9 protein-coding genes are annotated in these 14,679 nt (G+C 67.0%); 1 reads left to right on the forward strand and 8 read right to left on the reverse strand.

Features of this window, described 5'->3' with window-relative positions; translation table 11 throughout:
- Positions 1 to 194: 194 nt before the first annotated feature.
- From QXZ94_RS15400 to QXZ94_RS15425, 6 genes are all read right to left on the reverse strand, one after another.
- On the reverse strand, positions 195 to 1,157 hold the full coding sequence (locus QXZ94_RS15400; protein WP_409998794.1) for a DUF1775 domain-containing protein: 963 nt from the start codon (positions 1,155 to 1,157) through the stop codon (positions 195 to 197).
- A 50-nt stretch (positions 1,158 to 1,207) separates the two neighbouring features.
- Positions 1,208 to 3,379: a TonB-dependent receptor family protein gene (locus QXZ94_RS15405; RefSeq protein ID WP_315721116.1), complete on the reverse strand. Its 2,172-nt coding sequence runs from the start codon at positions 3,377 to 3,379 to the stop codon at positions 1,208 to 1,210.
- 41 nt (positions 3,380 to 3,420) lie between these two features.
- Positions 3,421 to 3,768, reverse strand: a complete 348-nt coding sequence (locus tag QXZ94_RS15410; RefSeq protein WP_315721117.1) for a hypothetical protein — start codon at positions 3,766 to 3,768, stop codon at positions 3,421 to 3,423.
- A 135-nt stretch (positions 3,769 to 3,903) separates the two neighbouring features.
- The gene (murJ, locus tag QXZ94_RS15415; RefSeq protein ID WP_315721118.1) at positions 3,904 to 5,433 is read right to left on the reverse strand and encodes a murein biosynthesis integral membrane protein MurJ; all 1,530 of its coding nucleotides are present in this window, start codon (positions 5,431 to 5,433) and stop codon (positions 3,904 to 3,906) included.
- Positions 5,434 to 6,866: 1,433 nt separating this feature from the next.
- The gene (locus QXZ94_RS15420) at positions 6,867 to 8,015 is read right to left on the reverse strand and encodes a DegT/DnrJ/EryC1/StrS family aminotransferase (RefSeq protein WP_315721119.1); all 1,149 of its coding nucleotides are present in this window, start codon (positions 8,013 to 8,015) and stop codon (positions 6,867 to 6,869) included.
- A 48-nt stretch (positions 8,016 to 8,063) separates the two neighbouring features.
- Positions 8,064 to 9,065 (reverse strand): Gfo/Idh/MocA family protein, encoded by a 1,002-nt coding sequence (locus QXZ94_RS15425; RefSeq protein ID WP_172112756.1) that lies wholly within the window; start codon positions 9,063 to 9,065, stop codon positions 8,064 to 8,066.
- A 342-nt stretch (positions 9,066 to 9,407) separates the two neighbouring features.
- Between QXZ94_RS15425 and QXZ94_RS15430 the strand changes: the two genes are divergently transcribed.
- The gene (locus tag QXZ94_RS15430; protein ID WP_315721120.1) at positions 9,408 to 10,118 is read left to right on the forward strand and encodes a DUF1223 domain-containing protein; all 711 of its coding nucleotides are present in this window, start codon (positions 9,408 to 9,410) and stop codon (positions 10,116 to 10,118) included.
- Positions 10,119 to 10,127: 9 nt separating this feature from the next.
- Here QXZ94_RS15430 and QXZ94_RS15435 read toward each other — a convergent pair whose 3' ends face one another.
- Together QXZ94_RS15435 and QXZ94_RS15440 are read right to left on the reverse strand one after the other, a co-directional pair.
- Positions 10,128 to 12,347: a tetratricopeptide repeat protein gene (locus QXZ94_RS15435; protein ID WP_315721121.1), complete on the reverse strand. Its 2,220-nt coding sequence runs from the start codon at positions 12,345 to 12,347 to the stop codon at positions 10,128 to 10,130.
- An 86-nt stretch (positions 12,348 to 12,433) separates the two neighbouring features.
- Positions 12,434 to 14,653 carry a tetratricopeptide repeat protein gene (locus tag QXZ94_RS15440; protein WP_315721122.1) on the reverse strand — a complete coding sequence of 740 codons (2,220 nt, stop codon included), beginning with the start codon at positions 14,651 to 14,653 and terminating at the stop codon, positions 12,434 to 12,436.
- Positions 14,654 to 14,679: the final 26 nt, after the last annotated feature.

Raw genomic sequence — 14,679 nt, forward strand, 5'->3', positions numbered from 1 at the left:
TCGTTTTGGCGATGTTGGCGCCATATTGCAGCGGAACGCCAGCCCGCGCAAACGGCATATCCGCCGCAGGGGACCGCGAGCGGTCAACTCTCGTGGGGGTCGACGTGCGGCTCGCACCGGATCACGTGATATTGCATTGCAATGGACGCTCCGGCGCACGGTCCGGCGCCGGAGCCCCTGCCCTATCGGGCCCATCAATGATGCGCATGCTCTGCCTTGGCGCCGTCCGGCTGACCACCGGGCGCCTGGGCGCCGATACCGAGCACGTCGAGCAGCACGGCCATCTTGCCGGCCCGCTCGAATTGCAGCGTCACCGCGACCGACTTGCCCTCGACCAGCGGCGCCTTGAGGCCGGTGAGCATCAGGTGGATGCCGCCGGACGTCAGCGCAACGGTCTGTCCCGCCGAGATCGGCAGCCCCTCCTCGATCGGCCGCATCACCATGACGCCGTCGCGCGTCGACATCTCGTGGATCTCGACGGTCTCGGCAATATCTGCACTGGCCGCGACCAGCCGGTCCGGCTCGCGGCCCGTATTGGTGACGGTGAAATAGCCGGCGCCGACCTTGGCGCCACCGGGCGTCGCGCGGCTCCAGCCCGAGGACACGATGATGTCGCCCTTGGCGACACCGCGCGGCGGCTCGGCGGATGTCATCCGCAGCAGCGGCGCGGGATATTTCAGCGCATGTGGATCCTGGCCGGGCGCAGCGATCTCGACCCATTTCGCCGTGCCCTTCTCACAGTCCTGGATCGCGGGAATGGGAAGGACATCACCCGACTTGAACGTGTCGGCCACGAATCCCGTGAAGGTGAACTCGTCGTAATAACCGTCCTCCAGGCGGCCGCTCCAGCTGATCTCCTTCACCCCTTCGCTGAGCTGCGCGCCGTGGAAGAAATTATAGGCCCGTGCGTAAGCGCCCTTCTTGACGTCAACAGTCCAGCCCGGCTTCGGCATCGGCTTGATCGCGATCAAGCCTTCCGGCACCTGCACGGTCAGCCGCAGGGTCGCTGCGCCCTCGCAGCCATGCGGCACCGCGAGCACGGCCTTGAACGTCTTGCCGATGCGCGCCTCCGGCTTGTCGAGCACGACATGCGCCTGCGCCGGGACGCTGCCGACGGCGGCGGAGAGAGCGGCGAGGCCGATCAGGATCGATTTCACGAGAGTGGTCCTCCGCGAATGAGTGGTGTGATCACGCATGCTGTAGCTCCTCACAATTTGTAGCGGAGGCCGGCATAGACGCCGCGGCCATTGCCGGGGTTGAACAGCGTCGACGTCGGTGTCGCGCGATCGATGATGCTGGTGGTCGCGATGTACGCCTTGTTGGCGAGGTTGCGGCCCTCGAGATAGGCGGAGAAATGCTTGCCGTCGTCATAGGTCGCCTTCAGGCCCCACAGCAGATAGGGGTCGGTGGAGAGCGTGTTGGCGCTGTCGACGAAATAGGACTGCGGCACCCATTCGATGTTCGGCCCGAAGGCGAAGCCTGCCGGATGCTTGTACAGCAGCTCCGCGCGCAGGAAGTGCGGTGGTGCGCCCGGCAGGCGGTTGTTGCCCCAGGTCGCATCGTTGCTGTAGCGGAAGTCGTTGTAGGTGTAGGCGAGGTTGAGCCAGACGCGGTCGGGCGCATCGCTCTTCATCGCGAGCCCCTTCAGCAGGCTCAGGCCGAGCCCGGCCTCGATGCCCTGATGCATGGTCTTGTCGGCATTGGTGACGTTGCAATTGCCGAACGACGAATAGAAGCATTGCAGCTCGTTGCGGATATCGGCGTGGTAGAGCGCAAAATCCCAGGTGACATCCGGCCGCCGGCCGCGCGTGCCGATCTCATAGGTGGTCGCGGTCTGCGCCTTGATGTCGTAGAAGCGCACCAGCGCGCCCCTGCCCTCGCCGAAGCTCGGCGCCTCGCCGCTGCGCGAGATGTTGGCGAACACCTGCCAGCTCGGATCGACGTCCCAGAGCACGCCGACCTTGGGGCTCGCGAGGTCGTAGCTGGCGCGGCCCGCGGCGTCGCCGTTGAGCGTGAAGTTGACCTGCTGGCTGCGGACGGCATGCAGGAACTGTGCACCGGCGATCAGCGAGACGCTCGGCAGCGCGTACCAGGCATTCTCGGCATAGAGCGTGTAGTTCTCCGGATTCTGGGTCAACGAGGACAGCTGCATGCCCTTGTTGCCGCCGGTGTTGACGAACTGGTTGGCATCCGTGGTGCCGTTCTGGATGTTCAGCCCGACCGTGAAGCGGTTGCGATGGCCGCCGATCTCGCGATCGTCCACCGCGCGCACGAAGCCGCCATAGTCGTGATAGCGGTAGTCCAGCCATTGGAAGATCGGATGCATCAGATGCCGGTCGACGGCGAACACGCCGAACTCGACATCGGTGTTGTCGAGATGGATCGTCGACTTGTTGGCGACGCGCACCGTGTCGATGTTGCGCTGCCAGTCGTTGAGCACATTGTTGGCCGCGGCCGTCTGCGGCGAGTTGAGCGCGCTGGTCTTGCTCACCTCGCCCGGGATACGCTGCCGTACCGAGTTGGCGTTGAGATAGAAGCGGGTCTCGAAATCGGGCGAGACCTGGTAGCCGAGATTGGCGCTGCCGCGCTCGGACGTACCCCAGCTGTGGTCGCGATAGCCGTCGACGCGCGACGCCGAGCCGGTCACGAAATAATCGGCCGCGCCATAGACGCCGCCGGTCGAGGCCTGGCCGCGCAGGAAGCCGAAGGCGCCGCCGTCCAGCCGGCTCTCGAACGCGGAGGCGTCGCGTCCGGTGGGAGTGACGAAGTTGACGGCGCCGCCGAGCGAATTGGCGCCGTAGCGCAGCGCATTGGCCCCCTTGTAGACCTCGACATAGCGATAGGCAGTCGGGTCGATCTCCTGGAAATCGCCATAGCCGTCGGCGGTGTTGATCGGGATGCCGTCGAGATAGAGCTGCGTGCCGCGCAGGTGGAAGTTGCGCGACAGGCCGGAGCCGCGAATCGACAGCCTGGTGTCGTCGCCCCATTTCGGCTGGGCGAACACGCCGGGCACGTAGTCGAGCACATCCTTGACGGTCTGCGCCGCGCCAGTCTTGAACGCGGTATCGGGCACGACGGCGACCGCACCCGGCGTCTGCTGGATGCGCTGCGTCGCTGTTTGCGTGTTCGGCGCGGTCACGCTGGGCGCCGGACCGACTGGACCAGCCGCAACCGCCTGCGGTGCGGTCCCCGACCTGGGCACGCGCGTCCTCGATACGGACCGATCATTGCCGGACTGGACCGGGCGCGATGCGGCGCGCTTGGCCGGATCGACCGTGACCGTCGGCAGATTGGTCTCTTGGCGGGCTTGAGAAAAACAAGGGGAAGACAACGTGACGAGGCACGTCGCCGCGCACAGCGCGGTTACGGAACGGGACATGATGAACCTCTGAACGAACGAAACCGGACGAAAAACCGATGTCAGGCGTTCGCGGGAGGTCCTTGCGACAGTCGCGGTTCACGGAGGCGGGTATCGCGCGCGGCCCAGGCGGCGAAGCTGCCGAGGCGCAGCTCGCCGGCGCTGCGCACCAGCGTTTCCACCGCCATTGCCGGCACTGGCGCGGCATGGGCGGCAAAGGCACAAACGGCACAGAAATTCTTATGCAGGACGGCTGAGTTCGGTGCGCCGGTGTCGTGGGCCGCCCCACCATCCGCCTCGGCGCAGATGACACCGAGATCGTTGGCGGAAGCCGCGGCCATTTGCGCCGACATCGCCCCGGCGAGAACCATCTGCAGCGCGATCAGATAGGCGGCGACGATGCCGACCACCCTCCTCGTCCACGCTGCTGTCCCGCGCCGTCGCTTCACGCCGATGTCTCCCCGCAGCAGACAATATTGATGGTGGTTCGCAGGCGCAAGCCGGAATGGCTGCACGCGAACCGTCGACTCGGTTCGCGTGCAGGATCAGCGCCGCACGAGCGCCTTCAGCCAGCGTGGACCGAACAGCACCAGGATCGCCCCGGCATAGATGACGGCGCCGACCAGGATCAGCACGCCGAGCATCGCCTCGTCCTGCATGCGGCCGAGCGCGGCGAGATGCGGCGCCGCCACGAAGGCCGTGGCCCACAACGCCGCCGCCAGCACCACGCCGGTGCCGGCAAACTTCAGCAGCGATGCGGTGAGCCGCCGGTCGAAACGGAGATAGCCCTTGTGCACGGCGAAGCCGAGCACCAGCAGCAGATTGATCCAGGCGCCGACGGCCGTCGCCAGCGCCAGCCCGACCTGCGCCAGCGAGCCCATCAGCAGCACCTTGAGGAGGACGTTGACGGTCAGCCCCGTGAGCGACGCCTTCACCGGCGTTGCCGTGTCCTTGCGCGCATAGAAGGTCGAGACCGCGCTGCGGATCATCACGAAGGGAATGAGGCCCACGGCATAGGCGGCGAGCGTCGCACCGGCCGCGGCGGCATCGCCTTTGGTGAAGGCGCCGCGGGCGAACATCGCGCGCGTGATGACGTCGGGCACCGCGAGGAAGGCGGCGACGAACGGCACCGAGAACAGCAGCGTGAACTCGAAGGCGCGGCGCTGCTGCTCCATGGCGCCGTCATGATCACCCGCGGTCAGCCGCCGCGACATCTCCGGCAGCAGCACCGTGCCGATGGCGATGCCGATCACCCCGATCGGCAGCTGATTGAGGCGGTCGGCATAATACAGTGCCGAGATCGCACCCGCGGGCAGGAACGTCGCGATGATGGTGTCGGCGAACATCGCCACCTGCGTGCCCATCGAGCCGAGTGTCGCCGGGCCCAGCGCCTTGAAGAAGGCGCGGATGTCGTCATCGAGCTTGAGCGGCGCAAACCGCGGCAGCCCGCCATGGCGGGCGAGATCGCCGGCGAGCAGAAAATACTGCAGGAAACCGGAGATCAGCACGCCCCACGCCGCGGCATGGCCCGCATTCGGAAAGAACGCCGCGAGCGCCAGCGTGACCATCATCGCCAGATTGAGGAAGATCGACGCCGCTGCGGCGCTGGCAAAGCGCTGCATCACGTTGAGCATGCCGCCATACAGCGTCACCAGGGTGATCAGCAGCAGATAGGGAAAGGTGATCCGCGTCAGCGTGATCGCCATGTCCCGCTGCACCGGATCATCGGTGAAACCCGGCGCCAGGATGGTCATCGCCTGCGGCATGAACACCCATGCGAGGACCAGCAGTACGACCTGCGAGGCCAGCAGCAGCGTGAAGATCCGGTCGGCAAACAGGCTCGCCGACGCCGGCCCCTTCTCGCCATGGACATGCGCATAGGCGGGAACAAAGGCCGCGTTGAACGCGCCCTCGGCGAAGATCGCCCGGAAATGGTTCGGCAGCCGGAACGCGATGAAAAACGCATCGGCGATTGGCCCAGCGCCAAGAATCGCCGCCAGCATGATATCGCGGGCAAAGCCGGTGAGGCGCGACAGCAAGGTATAGCCGCCGACGGTGAAGATGCGTCCGAGCATGGGGGGCTTGTAGAGGATTGGGCGCAGAGTTTGAAGCGGGGAACGTGGGTTCAGCCTGCCGGCGGCTAAAGTGTGGCGTGAGACTGATGTCATGTCGATGCGGCAGACGCTGCATGCCTCATACTCCGCTGTCATCCCGTACCAGCCTGCCGACGCGAAGCGGCGGCGGGCGCCGATCCGGGATCCGTGCGCCGTGTCGTCGAAGGAACGCGCGGGACGAGCCGCCTGCCCGCTGCGGACATCACGCGGTATGGATCCCGGCGTTCGCCGGGACGACAATGGTGTGTGGAGCGGCCAGCGAGGCAGATCAGCCCAACGCGCCCTCCCCCACTGAGGTGGCGCCGCCTCCCCCAGGAACGGCGGCATCAACATGCGCGAACTTCCGATAAAAATAATCTCCTTGCGTTTTTTCGAAAATCATGATCATCTCCCCCCATCCCGCCTCATCGCGGAGGGGCGTTGCGCGCGATCGTCACGACACGCGAGGCGGGGATGCGGTGGCCGCGAGAGATCGCAGCGTCTTCTCACGAGGGCGCGGACGAACGATCTGTCGCGGACGCGAAGTCGCAGCGGCCTGACACCCCGATGCTGGTGTCAACAGCGCAATGCGCAAGCATTGTCGCGGCATGGTGGCCAACAAGCCCGGCGCACCAGGGCGACTGCGTATAAGCGTGAAGACACCGCGCAGGGAATGCCGGATGTTCGGCTGAACCTGTGGTACCTGCCGCCTGCATTTTTTTCCGCAGGCGGGCCATGGGTGAGGCCTTCACCCGGCATTCCCTGCGCCCTCTGCGCTGTTTGCGAGGGGCGGACTGATCGCAAGCCTCGGGCATCATGTGCCGCGAGACCGCGTCCCCATGCCGATCGCTGTTTGAGATGTAAATCGGAACTGAGCCCCGCTGCCGTAGGGCGGATTAGTACTACTGCGTCAGAAACACTGCCCGCTATCCGTCGTCATTCCGGGGCGCCCGAAGGGCGAGCCCGGAATCCATAGCCACAGACAGATGTTTGGCGACAAAGTGCCCACAACCAGCCTGCCTTACACTATTGCCTGTGGGTATGGGTTCCGGGCTCGCCCTTCGGGCGCCCCGGAACGACACGGAGGGAGCAAAGCCCTTTTCTGACGCAGTAGTACTAATCCGCCCGACGTTCTGCTGTTCAAAACTTGAACGACGCCTCATCCACCGCCGTCATCCCGGACAAGCCTGCCGGCGCGAAGCGGCGGCGGGCGCCGATCCGGGATCCATACGCCGCGGCGGGCGTGTTGGGCAAAAGGCCAATGACCAGCGTGGCCCAAACCGCTCCCTGGGGGGATGGGTCCCGGCGTTCGCCGGGACGACACTGATGTATGGGCCGCCGGTGGGGCAGATCAGTTCAGCGCGCGCGATTCACCGTAACGACGCGAGCCGGACGACGTGACGGTGCGAGAGGCCTCAGGCCAGCGCGCCGCGCACGACGTCGATGATGCGGGCCTGCGTCGCTTCGTCGAGATAGGCGTGCATCGGCAGGCTGATGACATCCGCGGAGAGTTGCTCGCTGACCGGCAGGCCGCCGTCGGCGCTCGGGAAGATGCGGTACGCCGTCTGCTGGTGCATCGACTTCGGATAGTAGATCGCGGTCGGGATGCCCTGCGCCTTCAGCGCGGCTGCGAAGGTGTCGCGGTCGACGCCGCGCGGCAGGCGAATGGTGTATTGCGCCCAGACCGAGGTGCAGCCTTCGACGAGGCGCGGCACCTTGACGACGTCGGCCAGCGCCGCCGTGTAGCGCTCGGCGACCTGATTGCGGACCGCGATCTCGTCCTCGAAGATCCTGAGCTTCTCGAGCAGCACCGCGGCCTGGATGGTGTCGAGGCGCGCCGTGAGGCCGAGGCGGACGTTGTCGTATTTGTCGCTGCCGCCGCCATGCGCGCGCACGCTGCGCAGGCGCTCCAGCAGGCCGGCGTCGTCGGTGAGGATGGCGCCGCCGTCGCCGAAGCAGCCGAGCGGCTTGGCCGGATAGAAGCTGGTGGCGGTCGCCAGCCCAAACGTGCCGATGCGTCGGCCCTTGTAGCTGGCGCCAAAACCCTGCGCGGCGTCGTCGAGCACGAACAGGCCCTCGGCTTCGGCGATCGCGGCGACCGAATCATGGTCCGCGCTCTGCCCGAACAGATCGACCGGGATCACGGCCTTCGGCTTCAGGCCGAGCCGCTTGGCGGTGGCGATGCCGCGGCGGAGCGAGGCCGGATCGATGTTGAAGGTGTCCTCGAGCACGTCGACGAACACCGGCGTCGCGCCGGTCAGCGCCACGGCCTCGCCGGTCGCGCAGAAGGTGAAGGACGGGCACAGCACGGCATCGCCCGGGCCGATGCCCTGGGCCATCAGCACCATCAGCAGCGCGTCGGTGCCGCTGGAGCAGCTCACCGCGTATTTGGCGCCGCAGAACTCAGCCAGTTGCTTCTCGAGCTGAATCACCTCGGGGCCGCCGAGAAACTGGCAGTGGGCGAGCACGCGGGCGACGGCGTCGTCGAGCGACTTGCCGAGCCGCTGGCGCTGCGCGGCGGTGTCGATGAACGGAATGGGCTGATGACGCAAATGCTGGTTCATGAGCTCTACAACGTTTCGAAAATGGAAATGGGTGGAGCGGACGCGAGACTAGCCCGCAGCACGGAGCTTGGCGGTCTCCGCAGGACGATGGCTCGATGTCTCCAGGCACTGCGTGGCGATGGCGAGACTCGCGACGCCCTCGTCCCCGGTGACGGCCGGCGCGGTGCCGGAGCGCACCGCGTGCAGGAACGCAATCAGCTCGGCGCGCAGCGGCTCGTCATGGCCGACCGGCAGATGGCGCATCGAGTAGCTGCCGTCCGGCTTGAAGCCGAAGCACTCGGTGACCTGGCGCGTGAGCAGGTCGCCCATGATGTACTTGCCGCGCGTCGCCACCGTGACGTTGCGCGCCTTGAACGGCGTCAGCCAGTTGGTGTTGATGTGCGCGAGCACGCCGGAGGCGGTGCGGAATTGCAGCAGCGCGATGTCCTCGCGCTCGGCCACCGCGCTCGACAGCTGCGGCTGCACCTCGATGATATCGGACTCGGTGAACCAGCGGATCAGGTCGATGTCGTGCACGGCGAGGTCGATGACGACGCCGACATTGGACATGCGCGGCGGGAACGGGCCGACGCGGGTGATTGCGATCGAGAGGAGGTCCTCGCCGGCGATCGCCTTCTTGATCGCGGCGACTGCCGGATTGAAGCGCTCGACATGGCCGATCATCAAGGTGACGCCGGCGCGATGCGCGGCCGAGACGATCTCCCTGCCCTCCTCGACCGTCGAGGCGATCGGCTTCTCCACGAGGAGATGCACTTTGCGCGCAATGCAGGCGAGCGCGAGCTCGTGATGCAGATGGGTGGGAGCGGCGATGGTGACGGCGTCGACACCTTCGGCGGCGAGCTGATCGAGCGTCTCGAAGGTCGGGCAGTTGGCGAGCTCGGTGACGCGGGTACGATGCGCCTGCAGCGGATCGACGACGCCCACGAGATGCACGTCGGGCAGTCCGGCGAGCACGCGGGCATGGTTGCTGCCCATCACGCCGGCTCCGATCACGCCGACCCGCAGCGCCTGCCTCAGTTCGGCCTTGTGGCCCGCCCCCTTGGAACTCATGTCCTCGACCCCATCGATGTCACGGTTCGGCCACAACAGTTAACGAACTGCAAATCAGCCGGTCGAAGCTCTCCTAGCATGGCACTTCCAGCGAGGCGAATGCGGAAACCCTTTTCAGGACACGATTTGATTCAGAAAGTTACATCGGAGGCAGACGAAAAGCGGAGTGTTTTGAGGGACCTGCAGCATGGCCTTCGCGTGTGCCGCGCGCCCTGGTCACGCGTTGGGACAGGCAGTGGACGGCGGATGATCCGCATCACGCCTGCGTGTTGGCAGCCCCCGGAGGTAACGCGATGGATCGGACTTGCGAAGGAGGTCATGTCACATCGCGGGAGAACGCCCATGGTCCAACACCTCGCCTCGCTTCGCTACGCGTCTCGCTTCGCCATCCTGCTCGCCTCCCTGGCGCCCTGGTCGCCGTCGGCCGCGGCCGCCGCGGAGCGACCGGTGGTGATCGAGCTGTTCACGTCGCAAGGCTGCTCGTCGTGCCCACCTGCAAATGCCTATTTGAACGAGTTGGTGCGCCAGCGGCGCGACGTGCTGCCGCTCGCCTTTCATGTGACCTATTGGGACCGGCTCGGCTGGAAGGATCCGTTCTCATTGCCGGCGGCGACCGATCGTCAGGCCCGCTACGGCAGCCGCTTCGGCGACGGCTCCTACACGCCGGAGATCGTGATCGACGGCGTGACCAGTCATGTCGGCTCCAACAGGGCCGAGATTGCACCGGCGATCGAGCGCGCCAGGGCCGCGCGCGCCGCGACGCCCCTGACGCTCGCACGCAGAGGCGAAAAGCTCACCGTCGAGGTCGGCGCCGGTGAAGGGCGCGGCCGCATCGTGCTGGTCGGCTTCGATCGCCGGCATGAAACGGCGATCCGCCGCGGCGAGAATGGCGGCCGCACGCTGGAGGAGCTCAACGTGGTGCGATCGGTCCGCACGCTGGCAGATTGGAGCGGCGCCGCGCTCCGCCTGACCGAGCCGATGCCGGAGGGCGAGGATGTTGCGGTCCTGCTCGAAGCGCCGGACGGCCGTATCGTCGGCGCCGCGCGGCTGTAGCTGCCGAGGTCAGGAGGAGGCGCAGTCGAGGCGCCAGAACCGGCGGTAGCCCTCCTCCACCTTGCGCGTGTAGGTCTCGACGTTGCCCGCCGCAGAGCCAGCAACCATCGCCGGCAGCTCAGCGCGCAGCTTCGCCAGCTCCGCAGGCTGCGCCGCATGCTTCAGGGCGATGGCGATGTAGCCGTCATCGTCCGCCGCCACGAACGCGGCGAGCCCGACCGCCGTGTTGATGGCGGCTGCTGCGCGCGCCGCCGCACCAAAGCCGAGCTTGGCGATGACGGGCACGCCGGCCTGCAGCGATTCCCAGGTGCTGACGCCGCCATTCTGCGGGAACGGATCGAGCGACATGTCGATCTCGGCGAACTGCGCGATGTGCCGGTCGCGCGTCGACAGACCAAGGCAGGTGATGCGCTCCTCGGCGACACCATGCGCCACGAACCGGGCGACGAGAGCGTTGCGCACCAGGGAATCGTCGAGTGCGCCGTTCTTGATGACGACCCGCGCATCCGGCAGCGCAGCCATCAGCCGCGACCACAGCGCGAGCGCAGGGTCCGAGATCTTGTCGATCCGGTTGAACACGCCGAAGGTGACGTGGCCGTTGCGCAGCATCGGCAGCGGCGTCGGCTGCCATCCCGGCAAGGGGTCGGTGGTGATCACCGCCGGCAGATCATAGACCCGCTCGGCAAACAGCGGACGCGCGGCCTCAGGCACGGTCACCGGATCGGCGAAGAAGTAGTCGATGGTCGGAAGTCCCGTTCCCGTGCCGCTGCCCCATGCCGTGACCTGCACCGGCGCCGGCTTGCGCGCGAACACCGGCAGGCGGTTGCCGGCGGAATGGCCGGAGAGATCGACGAGGATGTCGACTTGATCGGACTCGATGCGATCGGCCAGCTCCTCGTCGGACATCTGCCAGGCGTCGACCCAGATGTCGGCGGCGGAACGGCAGCGCTCGGTCATGCCATCCCGAAGCGGCGAGCAGGAGTAGCAGACGACCTTGAAGGCCTGATGGTCGTGATGCCGCAGCACCGGCAGGAACACCAGCGCCGCCGAGTGATTCCTGAAATCGGACGAGACGTAGCCGATGGTGAGCCGCCGCTCCGGATCGCGGTCGCGGACCGGCGGCGGCCGGCGCGTGATCTTGCTGCCGATCCTGGTCCACCATTCCCGGCGTACGGCCTGGTGCTGGGCGAAGCCGGTGTCCGGCATGAAGTCGAGCAGGAAGATCTTGGCGGTGATCGCATCACCGAAGTCCGGCTTGATCTCGAGCGCCCGCTCGAAGTGCTGCATGGCCGTGGCGAGATCACCCTGCTTGCAGAAGCATTCGCCGAGCCAGGTCCAGGCGACCTCCGACCGCGGGTTCTGCTCCAGCACCTTGCGGCAGGCGTCCATCGCCGGCGCGATGTTGTCCCTGATGACGCTCAGTTGCGCGAAGCCCAGCAGCGCCACGTCCTGCAGGGGGTCGATGGCCAGCGCGGCTTCGAAATCCGGCATCGCCTGGTCGAAACGCCCGGCCTGCTGGTGCAGCCGGCCGCGCTGCGCCAGCACCTGCGCCGCGCGCGGCCGGATCGCGAGCGCGGCATCGAATGCGGCCAGCGCGTCGTCGGAATGGCGCAGGTTGATGCTGGCGAGCCCCTTGCCGAACATCGCCTCCATGTGGCGCGGGTTGAGCGACAGCGCGCGATCGAAGCTCTGATTGGCCTCCGCATTGCGCGCGAGTGGCAGCAGCGCCATGCCGCGATTGCAATAGGCGTCGGCGTAGTCGGGCTTGAGCGCGATCGCCCGGTCATGCGCCGCGATCGCCTCCTCCGGCCGGCCCAGGCGCATCAGCGTATTGCCGAGGCCCGTGAGCGCCACGAGCAGGTTCGGCTTCAGCGCGAGCGCCCGCTCCTGGCATTTGCGCGCCTCCTCGAAGCGCTTGCGGTTGAACAGCGCGAGGCCGAGATTGGAGAGCGCCTCGGCGTGACGCGGCTCGATCTCGACCGCCTTCGTCAAGGCCTGCTCGGCGAGGTCGAGCTGACCGCTGTCCAGCGCCACCACGCCGAGCAAGTGCAAGGCATCGAAATGCTCCGGCAACAGCGCCAGGATCTGGCCGCAGATCGCCTGCGCCTCCGCCGGACGGCCAGCGCGATAGGCCGCCACCGCGTGCGACATCAGCTCGTCGGCCTGCTTGCGGTGCTTCTTCTGGAGCCTGGCGTTCTGGAACGCGCGAGAGCCGACATTGCTGGCCAAGGACTTGCCTCCACGGGGCGGCGTGCGGATTTCAACGGACGCGACGAACTCATGCGTGGCGTCGGCTTACACCGCCGCCACGACGCTCAGCCGGGGCCGGCGCAATGACGGCGCCAGAACTGGCGATAGCCCTCTTCGACCTTGCGGGCGTAGGTCTCGACATTGCCGGCTGCGGAGGCGGCCACCCGCGCCGGCAGTTCGGCCCGGAGCTTCGCCAGCTCGGCCGGCTGGCGCGCATGCTTGATGGCGATCGCAATGTAGCCGTCATCGTCCTCGGCCACCCAGTCGCCGAGCCCGACAGCGGTGACGATCGCGCCCGCGGCCCGCGACGCCGCGCTCAGGCCGAGCTTGGCGATGACGGGAACGCCGGCCTGCAGCGACTCCCAGGTGCTGACCCCGCCATTCTGCGGAAACGGATCGAGCGAGATGTCCACCTGCGCAAACTGCGCGATCTGCTGCTCGCGCGTCGACCAGCCGAGACAAGTGATGCGCTCGTGGCTGACGCCATCGGCGGCAAAGCGCGCCAACAGGCGGTCGCGCAGCAAGGGATCATCGAGCGAGCCGCTCTTGATGACGATGCGGGAGTCCGGCAGCTGCTGCATGAGCCGCGACCACAGCGCGAGCACCGGATCGGAGATCTTGTCGAGCCGATTGAACACGCCGAAGGTCACGTGGCCGTTGCGCAGCATCGGCAGCGGCGTCGGCGGCACATCCGGCAGCGCTTCGGTGGCGATGACCGCAGGCAGATCGTAGACCTGCTCGGCGAACAGATGGCGTGCGGCCTCGGGCACCGTCACCGGATCGGCGAAGAAATAGTCGATCGTCGGCAGGCCAGTGCCGGTGCCGCTGCCCCACGCCGTGACCTGAACCGGTGCCGGCTTGCGGGCAAACAGCGGCAGCCGATTGCCGGCGGAATGGCCGGAGAGATCGACCAGGATGTCGACGCCGTCGGCTTCGATGCGGTCGGCCAGTTCGTCGTCGGACATCTGCGAGGCATCGACCCAGACTTCGGCGCAGGCGCGGAACTGGGCGGTCACCGCATCCTGGACCGGCGAGCAGGCGTAGCAGCAGATCCGGAAGGCCTCACGATCGGCGTGCTTCAGCACGGGCAGATAGGTCAGAGCCGCCGAGTGAGTCCTGAAATCGGAAGACACGTAGCCAAGGGTGAGGCGCCGCTCCGGATCGAGGTCGCGCGGCGGCAGCGATCGCTGCGGGATGTGACGGCCGATCCGCTCCCACCACTCGCGCCGAGCGGCCTGATGCAGCGCAAAGTCGGCATCCGGCATGAATTCGAGTGTGAAGATCTTGGCGGTCATCGCCTCGGCAAAATCGGGCCTGATCTCCAGGGCACGATCGAAATGCGCGATGGCCGCAGCAACCTCGCTTTGCTTGGCGTAGCAGACGCCGAGCCACAGCCAGGCATCCTCGGAGCGCGGGTTCTGCTCCAGCACCTTGCGGCAGGCATCCACGGACTGCGCGACGTCCTTGAAATGTCCGAGCTGGGCCTTGCCGAGCAGCGCCATCTCCAGCATCGGATCATGGGCCAGCGCCGCCTCGTAGTCCGCCTTTGCCTGATCGAACCGCCCGGCCATCTGATGCAGCCGGCCGCGCTGCGCGAGCACCTGCGCCGCACCGGGCTTGACGGCGAGCGCCGCATCGAACGCCGCGACCGCGTCGTCGGCGTGATTCAGATTGATGCTGGCGAGCCCCTTGCCGAACATCGCCTCCATATGGCGCGGGTTGAGCGACAGCGCGCGGTCGAAGCTCGCATTGGCCTCCACGTTGCGGCCGAGCGGAAGCAGCGCCATGCCGCGATTGCAATGGGCATCGGCGTAGTCAGGCTTCAGCGCGATCGCCCGGTCATGTGCCGCAATCGCCTCGCGTGGCAGGCCGAGACGCATCAGGCTGTTGCCGAGGCCGGTCTGCGCGACCACGAGATTGGATTTCAGCGCGATCGCGCGCTCCTGGCATTTGCGCGCGTCGTCGAAGCGCTTGCGGTTGAACAGCGCGAGGCCGAGATTGGAGAGCGCCTCGGCATTCCGCGGCTCGATCTCGACGGCCTTGGTGAGCGCCTGCTCGGCGAGATCGATCTGGCCGCCGTCGAGCGCCGTCACGCCGAGCAGGTGCCAAGCATCGAAATGCTCGGGCAGCAGCTCCAGGATCTGGCCGCAGACCGCCTGGGCCTCCGCCCGCCGTCCGCCGCGATAGGCGGCGACTGCGGCGGGCATCAGGGCGTCCGCCTGCTTGCGGAGCTTCTTGTTCAGCCTCGCATTCTGAAACGCACGGGAACCGACATCGCTTGCCAAAGACGGCCTCCAGAATTGACGCGTCG

The sequence above is a fragment of the Bradyrhizobium sp. SZCCHNS2022 genome, from assembly GCF_032377575.1.
GTDB lineage: Bacteria > Pseudomonadota > Alphaproteobacteria > Rhizobiales > Xanthobacteraceae > Bradyrhizobium > Bradyrhizobium aeschynomenes.

Excerpts from the sequence above, each read along its gene's own strand:
- QXZ94_RS15420 (WP_315721119.1), bottom strand. The coding sequence starts at position 8,015 with ATGAACCAGCATTTGCGTCATCAGCCCATTCCGTTCATCGACACCGCC.
- QXZ94_RS15405 (WP_315721116.1), bottom strand. The coding sequence starts at position 3,379 with ATGTCCCGTTCCGTAACCGCGCTGTGCGCGGCGACGTGCCTCGTCACG.
- murJ (WP_315721118.1), bottom strand. The coding sequence starts at position 5,433 with ATGCTCGGACGCATCTTCACCGTCGGCGGCTATACCTTGCTGTCGCGC.
- QXZ94_RS15425 (WP_172112756.1), bottom strand. The coding sequence starts at position 9,065 with ATGAGTTCCAAGGGGGCGGGCCACAAGGCCGAACTGAGGCAGGCGCTG.
- QXZ94_RS15430 (WP_315721120.1), top strand. The coding sequence starts at position 9,408 with ATGGTCCAACACCTCGCCTCGCTTCGCTACGCGTCTCGCTTCGCCATC.